The 15,775-nt window shown below is 60.9% G+C and carries 16 protein-coding genes; 8 read left to right on the top strand and 8 right to left on the bottom strand.

Annotated elements, in window-relative coordinates:
- Nucleotides 1-231 precede the first annotated feature (231 nt).
- Nucleotides 232-1,359, top strand: coding sequence for a glycerophosphodiester phosphodiesterase (locus AB4Z20_RS03900; RefSeq protein WP_214509480.1), 1,128 nt, complete (start codon nucleotides 232-234; stop codon nucleotides 1,357-1,359).
- A 122-nt stretch (nucleotides 1,360-1,481) separates the two neighbouring features.
- Complete coding sequence (locus tag AB4Z20_RS03895) at nucleotides 1,482-1,787, top strand: PepSY domain-containing protein (protein ID WP_018604552.1); 306 nt, start codon at nucleotides 1,482-1,484, stop codon at nucleotides 1,785-1,787.
- Between the two features lie 80 nt (nucleotides 1,788-1,867).
- Here the strand turns inward: AB4Z20_RS03895 and AB4Z20_RS03890 are convergent, their stop codons facing one another.
- Nucleotides 1,868-3,493 (bottom strand): methyl-accepting chemotaxis protein, encoded by a 1,626-nt coding sequence (locus AB4Z20_RS03890; protein ID WP_253477385.1) that lies wholly within the window; start codon nucleotides 3,491-3,493, stop codon nucleotides 1,868-1,870.
- A 258-nt stretch (nucleotides 3,494-3,751) separates the two neighbouring features.
- Between AB4Z20_RS03890 and AB4Z20_RS03885 the strand changes: the two genes are divergently transcribed.
- The 4 genes from AB4Z20_RS03885 to AB4Z20_RS03870 all read left to right on the top strand — a co-directional run bounded on the left by AB4Z20_RS03885 (nucleotide 3,752) and on the right by AB4Z20_RS03870 (nucleotide 6,630).
- Entirely contained in the window at nucleotides 3,752-4,774 is a 1,023-nt protein-coding gene (locus AB4Z20_RS03885) for a transporter (protein ID WP_018604547.1), read from the top strand.
- 142 nt (nucleotides 4,775-4,916) lie between these two features.
- Nucleotides 4,917-5,060, top strand: a complete 144-nt coding sequence (locus tag AB4Z20_RS03880) for a hypothetical protein (RefSeq protein ID WP_003204853.1) — start codon at nucleotides 4,917-4,919, stop codon at nucleotides 5,058-5,060.
- Nucleotides 5,061-5,097: 37 nt separating this feature from the next.
- Nucleotides 5,098-5,328, top strand: a complete 231-nt coding sequence (locus AB4Z20_RS03875; protein WP_320389343.1) for a hypothetical protein — start codon at nucleotides 5,098-5,100, stop codon at nucleotides 5,326-5,328.
- A 102-nt stretch (nucleotides 5,329-5,430) separates the two neighbouring features.
- A complete protein-coding gene (locus tag AB4Z20_RS03870; RefSeq protein ID WP_003204857.1) occupies nucleotides 5,431-6,630 on the top strand; it encodes an MFS transporter in 1,200 nt (399 codons plus the stop codon).
- Here the strand turns inward: AB4Z20_RS03870 and arfB are convergent.
- Both arfB and AB4Z20_RS03860 read right to left on the bottom strand, forming a co-directional pair.
- Nucleotides 6,627-7,040 (bottom strand): alternative ribosome rescue aminoacyl-tRNA hydrolase ArfB, encoded by a 414-nt coding sequence (gene arfB / locus AB4Z20_RS03865; protein WP_013694088.1) that lies wholly within the window; start codon nucleotides 7,038-7,040, stop codon nucleotides 6,627-6,629. The genes AB4Z20_RS03870 and arfB overlap by 4 nt on opposite strands.
- 335 nt (nucleotides 7,041-7,375) lie before the next feature.
- Nucleotides 7,376-8,797: an amino acid permease gene (locus AB4Z20_RS03860; protein ID WP_442089355.1), complete on the bottom strand. Its 1,422-nt coding sequence runs from the start codon at nucleotides 8,795-8,797 to the stop codon at nucleotides 7,376-7,378.
- 658 nt (nucleotides 8,798-9,455) lie between these two features.
- Between AB4Z20_RS03860 and AB4Z20_RS03855 the strand changes: the two genes are divergently transcribed.
- Entirely contained in the window at nucleotides 9,456-9,593 is a 138-nt protein-coding gene (locus tag AB4Z20_RS03855; protein WP_003178782.1) for a hypothetical protein, read from the top strand.
- Between the two features lie 92 nt (nucleotides 9,594-9,685).
- The gene (locus AB4Z20_RS03850) at nucleotides 9,686-10,651 is read left to right on the top strand and encodes a leucyl aminopeptidase (RefSeq protein ID WP_214509475.1); all 966 of its coding nucleotides are present in this window, start codon (nucleotides 9,686-9,688) and stop codon (nucleotides 10,649-10,651) included.
- Nucleotides 10,652-10,905: 254 nt separating this feature from the next.
- Here AB4Z20_RS03850 and rluB read toward each other — a convergent pair whose 3' ends face one another.
- The 5 genes from rluB to AB4Z20_RS03825 all read right to left on the bottom strand — a co-directional run bounded on the left by rluB (nucleotide 10,906) and on the right by AB4Z20_RS03825 (nucleotide 15,774).
- Nucleotides 10,906-12,141, bottom strand: a complete 1,236-nt coding sequence (rluB, locus tag AB4Z20_RS03845; protein WP_214509474.1) for a 23S rRNA pseudouridine(2605) synthase RluB — start codon at nucleotides 12,139-12,141, stop codon at nucleotides 10,906-10,908.
- Between the two features lie 324 nt (nucleotides 12,142-12,465).
- On the bottom strand, nucleotides 12,466-13,425 hold the full coding sequence (gene scpB / locus AB4Z20_RS03840) for an SMC-Scp complex subunit ScpB (RefSeq protein WP_442089354.1): 960 nt from the start codon (nucleotides 13,423-13,425) through the stop codon (nucleotides 12,466-12,468).
- Between the two features lie 11 nt (nucleotides 13,426-13,436).
- Nucleotides 13,437-14,135: a segregation and condensation protein A gene (locus AB4Z20_RS03835; RefSeq protein WP_164488504.1), complete on the bottom strand. Its 699-nt coding sequence runs from the start codon at nucleotides 14,133-14,135 to the stop codon at nucleotides 13,437-13,439.
- A 132-nt stretch (nucleotides 14,136-14,267) separates the two neighbouring features.
- Nucleotides 14,268-14,897: an L-threonylcarbamoyladenylate synthase gene (locus tag AB4Z20_RS03830; RefSeq protein ID WP_014339843.1), complete on the bottom strand. Its 630-nt coding sequence runs from the start codon at nucleotides 14,895-14,897 to the stop codon at nucleotides 14,268-14,270.
- A gap of 13 nt (nucleotides 14,898-14,910) precedes the next feature.
- A complete protein-coding gene (locus AB4Z20_RS03825; RefSeq protein ID WP_253477398.1) occupies nucleotides 14,911-15,774 on the bottom strand; it encodes a PHP domain-containing protein in 864 nt (287 codons plus the stop codon).
- Between the last annotated feature and the right edge of the window lies 1 nt (nucleotide 15,775).

Below are 15,775 nucleotides of genomic sequence, written 5' to 3'. Positions count from 1 at the left end.
ATGCGTCCCTCAGGACGTCTGATCAATGGTTTACACGCAGGGCAAGCGGACACAGGATTTAAGGTTTCCCTCTGCCGGGGAAACTGCTGCGGCAAGGGTACTGCAAAGCGGCCTGGAAATGCGTGGGAAAAATCTTCTTTGCACAGGTTTATGTCGGTATGGCGATAGCGCCGACAGCGTTCAATTGTTAAAAGATAGTTTTTTGCATACACCTACGAAAGGATTTCGAGCATGCCTGTCACCTTCACCCGCACCGCCTTGATGCTGAGCCTGTTGCTCGGCTTCGGCCAGACCCAAGCGTCCGAGGCCCCGAGCCCCAAGGCCTTGGCAGCCCTCCAGGGCATTCCGCACCCCGCCGTGATCGCCCACCGCGGCGCCTCGTTCGACGCGCCGGAATCCACCGCTGCCGCCTACAAGCTGGCCCGCGACCTGGGCGCCGACTACCTGGAACTGGATCTGCAACGCAGCAAGGACGGCGTGTTGTTCGTCCTGCATGACGACAGCCTGCTGCGCACCACGGATGTCGCGGTCAAATTCCCCGAGCGCAAGGGCAGCACCGCCAACGAATTCACCATGGCGGAGCTCAAAACCCTCGATGCCGGCAGTTGGTTCAACACCGCTTACCCGGACCGCGCGCGCCCTTCGTTCGCCGGCCTGAAAATCCTGACCCTCGATGAAGTGATCAATATCGCCGAGGGCAACCCGCAGCAAAAACCCGGGCTGTACATCGAAACCAAGGCGCCGAAGCTGTTCCCCGGCATCGAGCGCGACCTGAAGGACAAACTGCAGGACCGCGGTTGGCTGAGCCCGGCCGGGTCGAAACTGGCCAAGCGGGCCACGGGGGTCGGCCAGGGCAAAGGCAAAGTGGTCTTGCAGACCTTTGAAAAGAGCAGCCTCGAACTGCTGCACAAAGAGATGCCGAAGGTGCCGAAGATCCTGCTGTTGTGGGTGGGCGAAGGCAACATCGAGCCCAAATCCAAGGTGCCTTTTGCCGAGTCCGGCGAAACGGACAAGGCCGCCTATTACGCCAAGCAGGAACCCAAGGACAAGGCTGAATTCGAGAAATGGATTCAGTACGCCAAGGCCCAGGGCGCCATTGGTACCGGGCCATCCGCGGCGTTGACCCATGGCGGCAGCCAGAGTTACGCGGACCTGGTGCAGCCGTGGATGAACCAGTACACCCATGACCAGGGTCTGCTGGTGCATGTCTACACTGTTGATGAGCCGGTGGACTTCAAGAAAGTGATGGATGCCGGCGTGGATGGCATTTTCACCAATCGGGCCAGTGAGTTGCTCAAGTACTTCAAGCGTCCCGAAACAGGCAGTGTGGCGCAACTATTGGAGAAGAACGGTTACTGAAACATCAGGACCGGGTCGGTGCAGTCGCTGCAAGTTTTCCGAATTAAGGGTGAATTAAGTTGCCACAGATAATCTGAGCCCACTTAAACGAATCACCCTTTAACGACACCAAGGAAAGACCTATGAAAACTTTGACTGCCCTGTTTACCGCCGCTGCCCTGACCCTGACTGCTGGCCTGGCCCAGGCAGATGTTCGCGTCGATCAGATTCCTCAACTGGTCAAGGAAGGCAAGATCAAGTCCCTTGAATCGATGAACGAAGAAGCCCTGAAGTTGCACCCGGGCGCGACCATCACCGACACCGACCTGGATAACCACTTCAACGGTTATGAATATGAAGTTGAATTGAAAACCGCCGACGGCAAAGAGTTTGATGTTGATTTCGATGCCACGACCGGCAAAGTCTTGAGCAACAAGCAAGACACTTGATCCATCAGAAAAAAAAGAGCCGCGCAACCTTGGGGTTGCGCGGCTCTTTTGCGTTTATCAATACCTGTCGCGAACGACCGTCAGGCACTCAACCGCGCCGTCACTTCATTCAACTGTCCCGACAAACCGTGCAGATCCCGACTGGCGGCTTCGGTGCGCTGCACATTGTCCATGTTGGTGCTGGCAATGCAGGTGATTTCCGTCAGGTTGCGGGAAATGTCTTCGGCCACGGAAGTCTGCTCTTCGGCTGCAGTGGCGATCTGGCGGTTCATGTCGCGAATCGCTTCGACAGCCTGGGTGATGCGTTCGAGCATCACACCGGCCTGGGTCACTTGCTCCACACTTTCTTCGCTGCGCGACTGCCCACTCTCAATGGCATGGGCCGCGTCCACCGCACCCGTTTGTACAGTCTGGATGATCTGGTTGATCTCGATGATTGACGAGGCCGTGCGTTGGGCCAGGCTGCGGACCTCATCGGCGACCACCGCGAAACCGCGCCCCGCCTCCCCGGCTCGCGCGGCTTCGATGGCAGCATTGAGGGCCAGCAGGTTGGTCTGTTCGGCGATCCCGCGGATCACCTCCAGCACCTTGCCGATGCGCCCGCTGTCGGTTTCCAACTGACGGATGACCGCAGCCGTGTTGGCGATCTCGCCGCGCATCCGGGTGATGGTGTGGATGGTCCCCTGCATGACCTTGCCGCCCTGTTGCGCCGATTGATCGGCGTCATCGGCCGCCTGCGCCGCGTCGGCGGCATGACGGGCCACTTCCTGGGCCGTGGCGGACATTTCGTTCATCGCCGTCGCCACCTGATCGGTGCGTTCGAATTGCTCGCCGGTGCCCTGGCTCATCAGGCTGGCGATGGCATTGAGCTCACCGCTGGCACTGTCCAGCTCCGTGGCACTGCGTTGCAGGCGGGTAAAGGTTTCGGCAAGGAAATCGCGCAATGTGTTGGCCGCTACCGCCAGGTTGCCCAGCTCGTCCTGACGGTTGCTCGTCACACGCTCGGCGAACCGCCCATGACTGAGTCGGGTCACGTAGTCGATCAGGCTACGGATCGGTTGAACCAGGTTGCGATTGACCAGCCACAGGCTGAACAGCCCAATCAGCACACCCGACACCAGCATGATCACGGTGCCCAGCATGATCGTGCGATCGGCGCCGGCACTGATCAGCGTCGATTGCTCGGTGCCCAGCTTGCGCAGTTCCACCACCAGCGCACTCATTTGCTCACTGGCCGCACGGTCCACGCCCTTGACTGCCGCATCGCCCGCCGCCGAATCGCCACCGGAGGCGACAAATGCGTCACGGCCCTTTTGGTAGGCAGCACCCAACTGACGATGTTCATCGCGCAGGGCCACGATGCGGGTCTTGATGGGCGCCGGCACACCTTCACGCCCGCTCAATTGGCCAAGGATGTCCTGGACCTCACGCTGACGTTCCTCGAACTGCTTCCAGTATTTATCCAGGTCAGCCGGCTGCTTGCCGCGCAGCAGGACGTTTTTCCATTCCTGCACCTGCACCTTGAACTGCAGGTTGGCCTCGTCGATCAACTGCGAGGCACGCAACGGTCCATCGATCAGGTTGCGATAGTTCTGGACACCATTGGAGAGGAAATGAAAGGACGCCAGGGCGATCAGCAACATCGCCAGCAGGCTGCCGCTCAATAGGGCGAGAATCTGAGCTCGAAGGGATTTTTGTAGAATCATGGGGAGCAATCTCTAAGCAAGGATAACAGGAACGACGTCCCGACCTCCATGTCCGCAACACACCGCGTCGCAACCCGAATACGGGGGGATATGCACATACCATCGGCCTGAGCGGGGCATTCTTGAACCTTGGCGACGGCCGGTAGCGCCAGCTTGGCGGTGCGAATGGAACTGTCACAAAACCATCAAGAAAGCTTGCGAAGATGGCGTTCAAGTGAACCTGTAGCCGCCACAGGCACTTCCCGCCAGCGAGACTTCATGAACCACAGCATTGATCAAAGCCACCGTGATCCGGACCTGTTCGGCCTGCTTTACGGGTTCCGTTTCCGCCCCGGCGAACGCGGGCAGGAGATCGATTCGGCCCAGGCCTTACGGAGCCTGCAACACCCGCAAGATTCGGATGAGTTCCTCTGGCTGCACCTGAACCTGGCCCACGCTGCGTGCGAGCGCTGGATGAAAGGTCACCTGGCCCTGCCCCAGGAGTTTTTCGAAGCCTTGCACGAAGGCTCGCGCTCGACCCGCATCGAGCATGTCGACTCGGCGTTGCTGGCCGTGGTGAACGATGTCGTGTTCAACCTCAGCAACATGGTGTCCTCGGATGTCTCCACATTGTGGGTTTGCGTGCACAGTCGATTGATCGTCAGCGCGCGCCTGCAACCCCTGCACTCGGTCGACAAGCTGCGCTCGTCGGTGAAGGCCGGCGAGTGCTTTCGCTCGCCAGTGGAATTACTCGTGCACTTGCTGCGCGACCAGGGCGAAGTGCTGACCCAGATCGTGCGCAAGACCAGCCTGAGCGTCGATCAGGTCGAAGATCAGTTGCTGTCCTCGCGGCTGTCCACCAACCGCGCCGAGCTGGGCAGCAACCGCCGGGTACTGGTGCGCTTGCAGCGCTTGCTGGCCCTGGAGCCGGGTTCATTGCTACGTCTGCTCAACCGCCCGCCGCAATGGTTGCAGAAAGAAGACGTCAAGGAGCTGCGCAAATCCACCGAGGAGTTCGCCCTGATCATCAACGACCTCACCGCGTTGAGCGAACGGATCAAGCTGCTCCAGGAAGAAATCGCCGCCAACCTCAACGAACAAAGCAACCGCACCCTGTTCACCCTGACGGTGGTCACGGTATTGGCGTTGCCCATCAACATCATTGCCGGTTTCTTTGGCATGAACGTCGGCGGCGTGCCGCTTGCCGGCGATCCCGAAGGCTTCTGGATCCTGGTGGCGCTGGTGGCAACCTTCACGCTGATTGCCGGCCGCTGGGCGTTTCGCAAGCGACGTGACTATTGAACATGACGTGTCTAGACAATCCCTTTTGTCGGCCCGACGGGATTTAACAGTCTTTTTGTCATTTCTCCTGCTGTATCCTGCCCAGGCTTTGTAAAAGCGCGGATCTACCAGATCTATCCACAGACCTTGCGAGGAGCGCGATATGCACGAGATCCCTAATCTCCCCTTCCCAAGCCTGCACGACACTGAGCAGACGACCACGCTACAAGCCGGGGGGCAAGCAGACGCCCAGCAACCCGAGCCAAAAGAAGCCACTGAACGCCGCCAGGCCGACAGCGAAGACTGATTGACCCGCACCACCAGACCGTGTGGAAAGCGCTAAGATGCGCTTTCCACACCGCCTGAATCCCGAGCCCTCCATGACCGATGACACCCCTCCCTTCAGCGAAGCCCAGGCCAGCGTGCTGATCGGCACTGCCGAAAAAATGGTCGAGATCTGGACCCGCCTTCCTGCCGAAAAACAAGCGGCCCTGCTGGCGCGCTTTGGCAGCGAAGAAAACGCCATCGCCGCACTGGTCACCACACGCCTGGTCAGCAGTGAGAACGGCAGCTGAACCACCGTTGGGCAAATAGTTTTACTTTCCCCCGCCCTGAGCCCACGGTCGCCGTTATCATAAGCAGCCTATCTATCCTGCTGCTCCGTGGACCTTTACCCCATGTCAGATTCCCAGCGCCCCCTGGCGGTCACGCTGCAAGTCGTTTCCATCGTCCTGTTCACGTTCATCGGCTACCTGAATATCGGCATTCCCCTGGCCGTGCTGCCCGGGTTCGTCCACGGCGAACTGGGCTTCGGCGCGGTGATCGCCGGGTTGGTGATCAGCGTGCAATACCTGGCCACCCTGCTCAGTCGTCCTTACGCCGGGCGAATCATCGATAACCTGGGGAGCAAGCGCGCGGTGATGTTCGGCCTCGCCGGCTGCGGGCTGAGCGGTGTGTTCATGCTGGTGTCTGCCTGGACGCCCCACCTGCCCACGTTCAGCCTGATCAGCCTGCTGATCGGTCGCCTGGTGCTCGGCAGCGCGGAAAGCCTGGTGGGCTCCGGTTCGATTGGCTGGGGCATCGGCCGGGTCGGCGCGGCGAATACCGCCAAAGTGATTTCCTGGAACGGTATCGCCAGTTACGGCGCGCTGGCGATCGGCGCTCCGCTGGGGGTGTGGCTGGTCAATGCGCTGGGGCTGTGGAGCATGGGCGTAAGCATTATCTTGCTCGGTTTGCTGGGGTTGGCATTGGCCTGGCGCAAAACCGCCGCGCCCATCGTCACTGGCGAACGCCTGCCGTTCATGCACGTATTGGGACGTGTGCTGCCACACGGCTGCGGCCTGGCCCTGGGTTCCATCGGGTTTGGCACCATCGCGACCTTCATCACCCTGTACTACGCCACCCAGCACTGGGACAACGCCGTGCTGTGCCTGAGCCTGTTCGGCGCCAGCTTCATCGGCGCGCGCCTGCTGTTCGGCAACCTGATCAACCGTCTGGGCGGCTTTCGCGTGGCGATTGCCTGCCTGTCGGTGGAAACCCTGGGCCTGTTGCTGTTGTGGCTCGCACCGGATGCCCACTGGGCCCTGGCGGGCGCGGCGTTGAGCGGTTTCGGCTTTTCCCTGGTGTTTCCGGCGCTGGGCGTGGAAGCGGTCAACCTGGTGCCGGCCTCCAGCCGCGGGGCGGCGGTGGGCGCTTATTCACTGTTCATTGATTTGTCGCTGGGGATCACCGGACCGCTGGCCGGTGCGATTGCCGCGGGCTTCGGCTTTGCCTCGATCTTTCTGTTCGCCGCACTGGCGGCCCTGGGCGGGTTGGCATTGAGCGTCTACCTGTACCGACAGGCGCCGAGGCATCGCCAGGAACGGGAGAAAAGCTAGAAGTCCACCTTGCCGCGCCCGGCCTTGATCGAGCCGCGCTTGGTCTTGGATTCCAGGCGACGCTTTTTCGAACCCAGGGTCGGTTTGGTCGGACGGCGCTTCTTCTCGACCTTGGTGGCGCTGAGGATCAGTTCGGTCAGGCGCTCCAGGGCATCGGCCCGGTTCTGTTCCTGCGTGCGGTATTGCTGGGCCTTGATGATCAATACACCGTCGCTGGTAATGCGACTGTCGCGCAGCGCCAGCAGCCGCTCCTTGTAGAACTCGGGGAGCGACGAGGCCGGAATGTCGAAGCGCAAGTGCACGGCGCTGGAGACCTTGTTGACGTTCTGCCCCCCTGCCCCCTGGGCGCGGATGGCCGTCAGCTCGATCTCGGCGTCCGGGATGTGCACGGTGTTGGAAATCGCCAGCATGGAAAGTGTCCGGTATCAGGACCCACAGGATACCCGAAACAGCCGGAATGAAGATTGCGAGAGCCTGACCTGTGGAACTGGTCTGTGGAATTGGTCTGTGGAATTGGTCTGTGGAATTGGTCTGTGGAATTGGTCTGTGGGAGCAAGGCTTGCCCGCGATGCCGTCACCTCGGTGCAGCTGATGGACCGAGGCGATGCCATCGCGGGCAAGCCTTGCTCCCACAGACCTTGTTCCCAGAGTTCTTGCTTCCAGAGTTCTTGCTTCCACAGGATTTGTGTCTGGCCTGAAACGACAAACCCGGCACTTGGCCGGGTTTGTTGTATTTCAAGATGGGTTACTTGGCAGCAGCCGCCACCGCCAGTTCATGCCGGGCACTGCGCTTGTTCTTGATCACGTAGCACACCCACATGAACACCACCCACACCGGAATCGCATAGACCGATACCTGGATGCCCGGGATCAGCAGCATCACGCCCAGGATGAACACCACGAACGCCAGGCAGATGTAGTTGCCGTACGGGTACCACAGCGCCTTGAACAGCGGCGTCTGGCGGGTCTGGTTCATGTGCTGGCGGAACTTGAAGTGCGAGTAGCTGATCATCGCCCAGTTGATCACCAGGGTCGCGACCACCAGCGACATCAGCAACTCCAGCGCATGTTGCGGGATCAGGTAATTCAACAGCACCGCCACCAGCGTGACCGCCGCCGAGGCGAGGATCGAACGCACCGGCACGCCGCGCTTGTCGATCTTGGACAAGACCTTGGGCGCATCGCCCTGCTCGGCCATGCCCAGCAACATGCGGCTGTTGCAGTAGGTGCCGCTGTTGTACACCGACAGCGCGGCGGTCAGCACCACGAAGTTGAGGATATGCGCCGCGGTGTTGCTGCCGAGCATCGAGAACACCTGCACGAACGGGCTGCCGCTGTAGGCATCGCCGGAAGCGTTGAGCGTGGTCAGCAGGCTGTCCCAAGGGGTCAGGGACAACAGCACCACGAGCGCACCGATGTAGAAAATCAGGATCCGGTAGATCACCTGGTTGATGGCCTTGGGAATCACGGTTTTCGGTTTGTCGGCTTCAGCGGCAGTGAAACCGAGCATTTCCAGGCCACCAAAGGAGAACATGATGATCGCCATGGCCATCACCAGGCCGCTGACGCCGTTGGGGAAAAACCCACCGTGGGACCACAGGTTGGTCACCGACGCTTGCGGCCCGCCGTTGCCACTGACCAGCAAATAGCTGCCCAGGGCAATCATGCCGACAATCGCCACGACCTTGATGATCGCGAACCAGAACTCGGCCTCGCCAAAGACTTTGACGTTGGCCAGGTTGATAACGTTGATCAGGATGAAAAACGCCGCCGCCGACACCCAGGTCGGAATGTCCGGGGCCCAGTAATGGATGTACTTGCCGACTGCAGTCAGCTCGGACATGCCCACCAGGATGTAGAGAATCCAGCAGTTCCAACCCGACAGGAACCCGGCGAAACCGCCCCAGTACTTATGGGCAAAGTGGCTGAAGGAACCGGCCACCGGCTCTTCGACGATCATTTCACCCAACTGGCGCATGATCATGAAGGCGATGAGGCCGCAGATGGCGTAGCCAAGGATCATCGACGGGCCGGCTGATTTCAGCACCCCCGCCGAGCCGAGGAACAGGCCAGTACCGATCGCGCCACCGAGGGCGATCAGTTGAATGTGGCGATTTTTCAGGCCGCGTTTCAGCTCGCCCGAATGCGTATATTCTACAACGGTCATGCGTCACCTATTTGTTTTTATCTGTGACGAAATCGAACCCGACACGCTTATGGCATGGCGGAGTGAACAAGGCGGATAACCTTGAAAATGCGTGGGTACGCGAAGGGTCACAGTAAAACGCCGCGCATTGTACACTGCGGCCCTCCTCCTGCCAGACACCACCGGATCAGCGTCTCCCCCTGCACTTCAGGTATGGCGCGCATCTGACCCTTCCCGTTGGCCTGAAACAAGCGCTGCGAAGTATCAAAAAACGCGTCAAACCGGGGCCCTCGGCAGCTTTTTCTTACAGCCACCCGAAACGCCGATAGCGGCCCGTTCACAAGGAAAAAATCGTCAGTATTCCTTTACGGTGCGTAACGCAAACTTTCCAAAGAGGAAATTTCCGTAGGCTGACTGCAAATTGACGGTAGGTAGCTACCTATTTAAAAAAGCACCCAGGCGGCTGTTTTTGAATGACTAATATCGCCGCTGAAAATGGAATAAAAAGTTCAAACAAAAAAAATAAAATTATTTTTTTGCAATCCAAAAATCCCTCGACTAGGTTTTCACCGACTTGCCAAGGCATCGTGCCGACAAGTTCTGCGGTGCCGTTGCCGGCCTGCTTCCATTCGCCGAATCGAGCCGCAAATTTCCGTAAAAGTCATCTAGGAGATTCACTATGCAAGCACTGGACAAAGACTTGGAAACCGAACTGCAACTGGACGAATGGTTTGAAGCCCCAACCCATGAAGCCGCGGTTGAAATGATGCAGGCCGATGCCGTCGTTCCATTCGGCACGGCGATGTGGCCTCTGTAGGCACCGCCCGGCGGAGGCGATCCGGCCGGTCGACTCCGCCACTTTTGCCGGTTGTCAGGGACGTTTAATGAACTTGTCAGGGAAGAAAAAGCATGGACACACAACGAGCCATCTCACATTTCCTTTACTACCTCGAACACCATCCCGCCCTGGTCGGCATCCAGCCCGCCAAGGTGTTGCTCGGCCATACCGCTGACTACGAAGCGCTGACCGGCGCCATTGCCGAGCAGGCGGGCAGCGGCTCGCCCTTCCGGTTCAGCGCCATGCGCCTGGACCTTGAACCCACGGAGCGCCTGTCCAAGGCCATTGCCGACAGCGATCTGTACATTTTCTTCTACGACTCCTCCACCCTGCCCAACCCTCGTCCCGACGGCCCGGACTTTGTCCGCGCACTGCAAGGCGTGATGGCCGACAACTGGAGGAAATCGCTGCTGTTCAAGGACTACGGTGACTACTTCTACGACACCTTCAGCGTGATTCCCCAGCGTATCGCCGGGCTCAACAGTCACCTGATCCGGCGCATGTCCCAGGCGACAACCCTGAGCTTCCAGGATGACCATGGTTCGTATTTCGACACCGCCCTGGGCAGTGTGAAGAAATGGACCGACATCAACGGACTCGGCAACTACGACCTGGCCCCCGGCGAAATCGCCACCCACAGCGACACCATCAATGGCCGAGTGAATTTCGTCGGCACCTTCCTGAGTACCATCCCGTTCGCGCGCAAATACGGCGTGCTGCAATCGCCGCTGGAGCTGTGGATCGAAGACTCCACCATCCAGAAAATCGCCACCGACGTACCGGGCCTGGAGCACGACTTCAACAAATACCTGGACGCCAACCCGTCCAACCGCCGCATCGAGGAACTGGGGATTGGCACCAACGAAGGGGTCAAGAGCCTGTACGCCCGCAATGCCGGTTTCGAGGAGCGCCATTGCGGCCTGCACCTGGGGCTCGGCGGCGGGGCCAAGGGCAGCCATCACCTGGATCTGATTTTCGAGAAGGGGATGTTGGCGCTGGATAATGAGCCGATGTTTGATGGGCGGTTTGTGCTTTAGAGGTATCTGTGAGGCTACTGGCCTCTTCGCGAGCAGGCTCGCTCCCACACGCCATCCCATTGTGGGAGCGAGCTTGCTCGCGATAGCGGCCTGCTTGAAAAGGTGATGTTGACTGGACCGCCGCCATCGCGAGCAAGCTCGCTCCCACAGAAGATCTGAGCCAGATGCCGAATCTGTGAACCTCCCCCTTCAACTAAAGCCAGGCAAAAAAAAGCCAACTCGAAAGTTGGCTTTTTTTCATGGACGCTCGCCGATCACTCCGGCTTACGACGCCCAAACCCCGGACGCTGTCCCGAACCTGCCGGTGCACCACGGCGCTTGCCCGATGGCGTGTCACGGTCGGCCAGGATGATACCCGGGCGTTTTTTCGGTGCCGGCTTGGCCGGACGCTTGGTGTCGGCCGGGCGATCGGCAACTGGCGTACCGCGTCCAGCCGGGGCACCGCGACCTTCGCCGCGCTCAGTGCGACCATTGGCCGGACGCGGCGTGCGTGGACCACGCTCGCCGTCCTGACGCGGAGCAGGCTTGCGGGCCGGGCGTTCGCCTTCGATCTGCGGCTCGCGGGAAGGACGCGGCCCCGTCGGCGCGCCTTCGGCAGCCGGACGCAGCGTACGCACGCGCTCGGTCTTGCCCATCGGGCGCGAGGATTTACGCTGCATCCGCTCCAGCTTGTCCTTGCTCTTGGCGGTCATCTGCGGCATTGCCACCGGCTTGAGGCCCACTTCGGCCGCCAGGATGTCGACTTCGTACTGGCTCATTTCGCGCCAGCGGCCCATCGGCAGGTCGGAATTGAGGAACACCGGACCGAAACGCACGCGCTTGAGGCGGCTGACCACCAGCCCCTGGGATTCCCACAGACGCCGCACTTCACGGTTGCGGCCTTCCATCACCACGCAGTGGTACCAGTGGTTGAAGCCTTCGCCGCCGGGCGCCTGCTTGATGTCGGTGAAACGCGCCGGGCCGTCTTCCAGCACGACGCCGGCCTTGAGGCGCTCGATCATCTCGTCATCGACTTCGCCACGCACACGCACAGCGTATTCGCGGTCCATCTCGTAGGACGGGTGCATCAAGCGGTTGGCCAGTTCACCGTCGGTGGTGAACATCAGCAAACCGGTGGTGTTGATGTCCAGGCGACCGATGTTGATCCAGCGGCCTTCTTTGGGACGCGGCATCTTGTCGAACACGGTCGGACGGCCTTCCGGGTCGTCACGGGTGCAGATCTCGCCGTCGGGCTTGTTGTACATGATCACGCGGCGCACCGTTTCGGCGGCCTCTTCGCGCTTGATCACCTTGCCATCGATGGTGATGGCGTCGTGCATGTCGACACGCAGGCCCAAGGTGGCATCTTTGCCATTGACCTTGATCCGGCCCTGGGTGATCCAGGCCTCCACGTCGCGGCGCGAGCCGACGCCGATACGGGCGAGGACTTTTTGCAGCTTCTCGCCTGCTGGGCCGATTTCCTGGCTGTCGTTCTGGTCTTGGTCTTTCATTCTGGGCACCTCCCGGTGTGGTCGAGCCAGGCTTGGCCTGACGCTTTGAAAACGGGTCTTCGACGAAGGGATCGCCAAAGGGTCGCGAATCATACGCTCGTTGAGGCGATTGCGCATCAGAGACTAGCTGATCGACGCACGCCCGGCGCTTTTTCCGCCGACCGGTGGCACCCGGCTTAATGAAGGCCCCTGTGGGAGCCGAGCTTGCTCGCGATGACGGTGGGTCAGCCTGCATTGATGCTGAATGTTCCTCCGTCATCGCGAGCAAGCTCGGCTCCCACAGGGGACGGCGGTGGATCAGCCAGTGTTTGCAAACCAGTTGAATCAGTCGTCGAACTGGCGCCGTTCGTTTTCGATCGCTTCGGCCAGGGCGCGGGCTTCGGCTTCTTCGTCGCTCAGCTCGGGTTCCGGCGGTTGGAGAGCGGCGACGGCGGCCAGCAGTTTTTCCCGGGCTTGCGCAACGCCGAGGATGTCTTCTTCCGGTTCTGGCTCTGGCTCTGGCTCTGGCTCTGGTTCCGACTCGCTGTCAGGCCCCGGCAGCTCATCCGTCTCGCCTTCAGGCCCCGGCCCCTCACGCAGCAGGTCATCGAAATCGGTCTTCAAGCCCTCCTCCATGGTGTCCAGCTCCAGCAACAACGAGTGGAAACTGGTCTCTTCCTTCGGTTCCTCAGGCTCGGCACTGGCATCGGCCAATTCCTGCAGGCCCTGGGGCACCGGGGCGTCGTCGAACTCCAGCATCGGCTCGGGTTCCAGCTCCCGCAGTTCGGCCAGCGGCGGCAGGTCATCCAGGTTCTTCAGGTTGAAGTGATCGAGAAAGGCCTTGGTGGTGGCGAACATCGCCGGTTTGCCGGGCACATCGCGATAGCCAACGACACGGATCCACTCGCGCTCCAACAGCGTCTTGACGATATGGCTGTTGACCGCCACGCCGCGCACATCTTCGATCTCGCCGCGGGTGATCGGTTGGCGATAGGCAATCAATGCCATGGTTTCGAGCATGGCGCGGGAGTAGCGCTGCGGCCGCTCCTCCCACAGGCGCCCGACCCATGGCGCGAACTTCTCGCGGATCTGCAGGCGATAACCGGACGCCACTTCCTTGAGTTCGAAGGCCCGCCCCTCGCAGGATTTGCCCAACAGCGTCAGGGCTTTCTTGAATACGGCCGGCTCAGGTCGCTCACCTTCTTCGAAGAGTTCGAACAGGCGCTCCATCGATTGCGGCTTTCCCGAGGCCAACAGGAAAGCTTCAAGCAAGGGGGCCAGCTCGCGGGGTTCAGTCAGATTCATTGATTTGCTCGTTATTCGGCTCGTGCCCGCACGTGGATCGCTGCGAACGGCTCATTCTGCACCAGCTCGACCAAGGATTCCTTGACCAATTCCAGGACCGCCATAAACGTCACGACAACCCCCAAGCGCCCTTCCTCGGCGGTGAACAGCTCGACGAACGGCACAAAACCGCCGCCCTTGAGCCGCTCCAGCACATCGCTCATGCGCTCGCGGGTGGACAGCGCTTCGCGGCTGACCTGGTGACTTTCAAACATATCGCCCCGGCGCAGGACCTCGGCCATGGACATCAGCAACTCTTCCAGGCTCACATCCGGCAGCAACTTGCGCGCCCGTGCCTCGGGGGCATCGAGCTTGGGCACCACCACGTCGCGCCCGACCCGGTTCAAGCCATCGAGGCCTTCGGCTGCGGCCTTGAAGCGCTCGTACTCCTGCAAGCGGCGGATCAGTTCGGCCCGCGGATCGTCTTCTTCCGCTTCGACCTCTGCCGAGCGCGGCAGCAGCATCCGCGACTTGATCTCGGCCAGCATGGCCGCCATCACCAGGTACTCGGCCGCCAGTTCCAGGCGCACCGACTGCATCAACTCGACGTAGCCCATGTACTGGCGGGTGATTTCCGCCACGGGGATGTCGAGGATGTTGATGTTCTGTTTGCGAATCAGGTACAGCAGCAGGTCAAGCGGGCCCTCGAAGGCTTCGAGGAACACTTCCAGCGCATCCGGCGGAATGTACAGGTCCAGGGGCATTTCCATGACCGCCTGACCATAGACCATGGCGAACGGCAGCTCCTGCTGCGCGCCGGCCTGGCTATCTGTAGGGTCCACAGCGGTTTCCACGGCGGACATTCAGGCCTCGACCATGAACGGCGTCGGATCGCCACAACCGACGCGCACCACCTGGGGCTCGCCATCGGCCAGGTTGATCACCGTGGACGCCGACATGCCGCCGAAACCGCCGTCGATGATCAGGTCCACCTGATGCTCGAGGATCTGGCGCATTTCATAGGGATCGGTCAGCGGATCGGTCTCGCCGGGCATGATCAGCGTCACGCTCATCAGCGGCTCACCCAGTTCCGCCAGCAGCGCCAGGGCAATGGGATGGCTCGGCACCCGCAGGCCGATGGTGCGCTTTTTCGGGTGCAGCAACAGCCGCGGGACTTCCCGCGTGGCATTGAGAATAAAGGTATATGGCCCCGGCAAATGCGCCTTGAGCAGGCGGAAGGTGCCGGTGTCGATCTTGGCGAACAGCCCCAACTGCGACAGGTCGCTGCAGATGAGCGCGAAGTTGTGCTTGTCGTCCAGTTGACGCAGGCGTCTTACCCGCTCCACGGCATTCTTGTCGCCGATCTGGCAACCGATGGCGTAGGACGAGTCGGTGGGATAGACCACCACGCCACCGCCACGAATGATTTCCACGGCCTGTTTGATCAGGCGCGCTTGCGGGTTTTCCGGATGAATCTGGAAAAATTGACTCACGTGTTCTACCTGTTCAGACGGCGGCGGTAACGGGATCATGTTTGAATCTACACCAGAGTGGTGGCAGATCTTCCGGCAATGGGCGGTATTCGCCAATCTCGGACCAGCCCCCAGGGCCATGGAAATCACTGCCGGCGGTGACCAGCAGGCCGAACTCACGGGCCAGGATCGCCAGGCTGCCAACCTGCTCGGCAGGCTGATGGCCGTTGACCACCTCAATGGCATGGCCCCCCGCTTGAATATAGTCGGCGACCAGGCGGCGGCGCTTGCTGCGAGTGAAGTCATAGTGCCATGGATGTGCGAGGCTGACCCAGGCGCCAGCGGCCCGCAGGGTCTCGACGGTTTCTTCCAGCGTCGGCCAGTGTTGCTTGACGTCCCCCAGCTTGCCGGCCCCCAGCCATTTGCGGAACGCTTCGGCGCGGTCCTTGACGAACCCTTCGCGCACCATCCAGTCGGCAAAGTGTGGTCGGGCCGGTGCGTTGCCACTGTCGCCCAGCGCCTGCTGGATCTGCCGGGCGCCGTCCAGCGCACCGGGCATGCCCTTGAGGGCCAGCTTGCGGCTGATCTCTTCGGAACGCAGCCAGCGCCCGTCGCGCAATTGGGCGATGGCCTGGACCAACGCCGGCGCATCCACATCGAAACCATAGCCCAGCACATGGATTGTCGCCCCACCCCAGGTACAGGACAGCTCGACCCCATTGACCAGCTGCATGCCCAGTGCCGTGGCGGCACTGCGGGCCTCGTCGAGGCCTTCGAGGGTGTCGTGATCGGTCAGGGCCAGGACTCGCACGCCGTGCTCGAACGCCCGCGCCACCAGAACCGCAGGCGCCAGGGCGCCATCGGAGGCCGTGCTATGGCAGTGCAAATCAACATTCACG

The sequence above is a fragment of the Pseudomonas sp. KB_12 genome (genome assembly GCF_052114545.1).
GTDB lineage: Bacteria > Pseudomonadota > Gammaproteobacteria > Pseudomonadales > Pseudomonadaceae > Aquipseudomonas > Aquipseudomonas brassicacearum.
This window is presented reverse-complemented; position numbering and strand designations above follow the sequence as displayed.

Excerpts from the sequence above, each read along its gene's own strand:
- arfB (WP_013694088.1), bottom strand. The coding sequence starts at position 7,040 with ATGCTGGCGATTTCCAACACCGTGCACATCCCGGACGCCGAGATCGAG.
- AB4Z20_RS03855 (WP_003178782.1), top strand. The coding sequence starts at position 9,456 with ATGCAAGCACTGGACAAAGACTTGGAAACCGAACTGCAACTGGACGAA.
- AB4Z20_RS03900 (WP_214509480.1), top strand. The coding sequence starts at position 232 with ATGCCTGTCACCTTCACCCGCACCGCCTTGATGCTGAGCCTGTTGCTC.
- scpB (WP_442089354.1), bottom strand. The coding sequence starts at position 13,425 with ATGAATCTGACTGAACCCCGCGAGCTGGCCCCCTTGCTTGAAGCTTTC.
- AB4Z20_RS03860 (WP_442089355.1), bottom strand. The coding sequence starts at position 8,797 with ATGACCGTTGTAGAATATACGCATTCGGGCGAGCTGAAACGCGGCCTG.
- AB4Z20_RS03890 (WP_253477385.1), bottom strand. The coding sequence starts at position 3,493 with ATGATTCTACAAAAATCCCTTCGAGCTCAGATTCTCGCCCTATTGAGC.
- AB4Z20_RS03850 (WP_214509475.1), top strand. The coding sequence starts at position 9,686 with ATGGACACACAACGAGCCATCTCACATTTCCTTTACTACCTCGAACAC.
- AB4Z20_RS03875 (WP_320389343.1), top strand. The coding sequence starts at position 5,098 with ATGCGCTTTCCACACCGCCTGAATCCCGAGCCCTCCATGACCGATGAC.
- AB4Z20_RS03885 (WP_018604547.1), top strand. The coding sequence starts at position 3,752 with ATGAACCACAGCATTGATCAAAGCCACCGTGATCCGGACCTGTTCGGC.
- AB4Z20_RS03895 (WP_018604552.1), top strand. The coding sequence starts at position 1,482 with ATGAAAACTTTGACTGCCCTGTTTACCGCCGCTGCCCTGACCCTGACT.
- AB4Z20_RS03880 (WP_003204853.1), top strand. The coding sequence starts at position 4,917 with ATGCACGAGATCCCTAATCTCCCCTTCCCAAGCCTGCACGACACTGAG.
- AB4Z20_RS03870 (WP_003204857.1), top strand. The coding sequence starts at position 5,431 with ATGTCAGATTCCCAGCGCCCCCTGGCGGTCACGCTGCAAGTCGTTTCC.
- rluB (WP_214509474.1), bottom strand. The coding sequence starts at position 12,141 with ATGAAAGACCAAGACCAGAACGACAGCCAGGAAATCGGCCCAGCAGGC.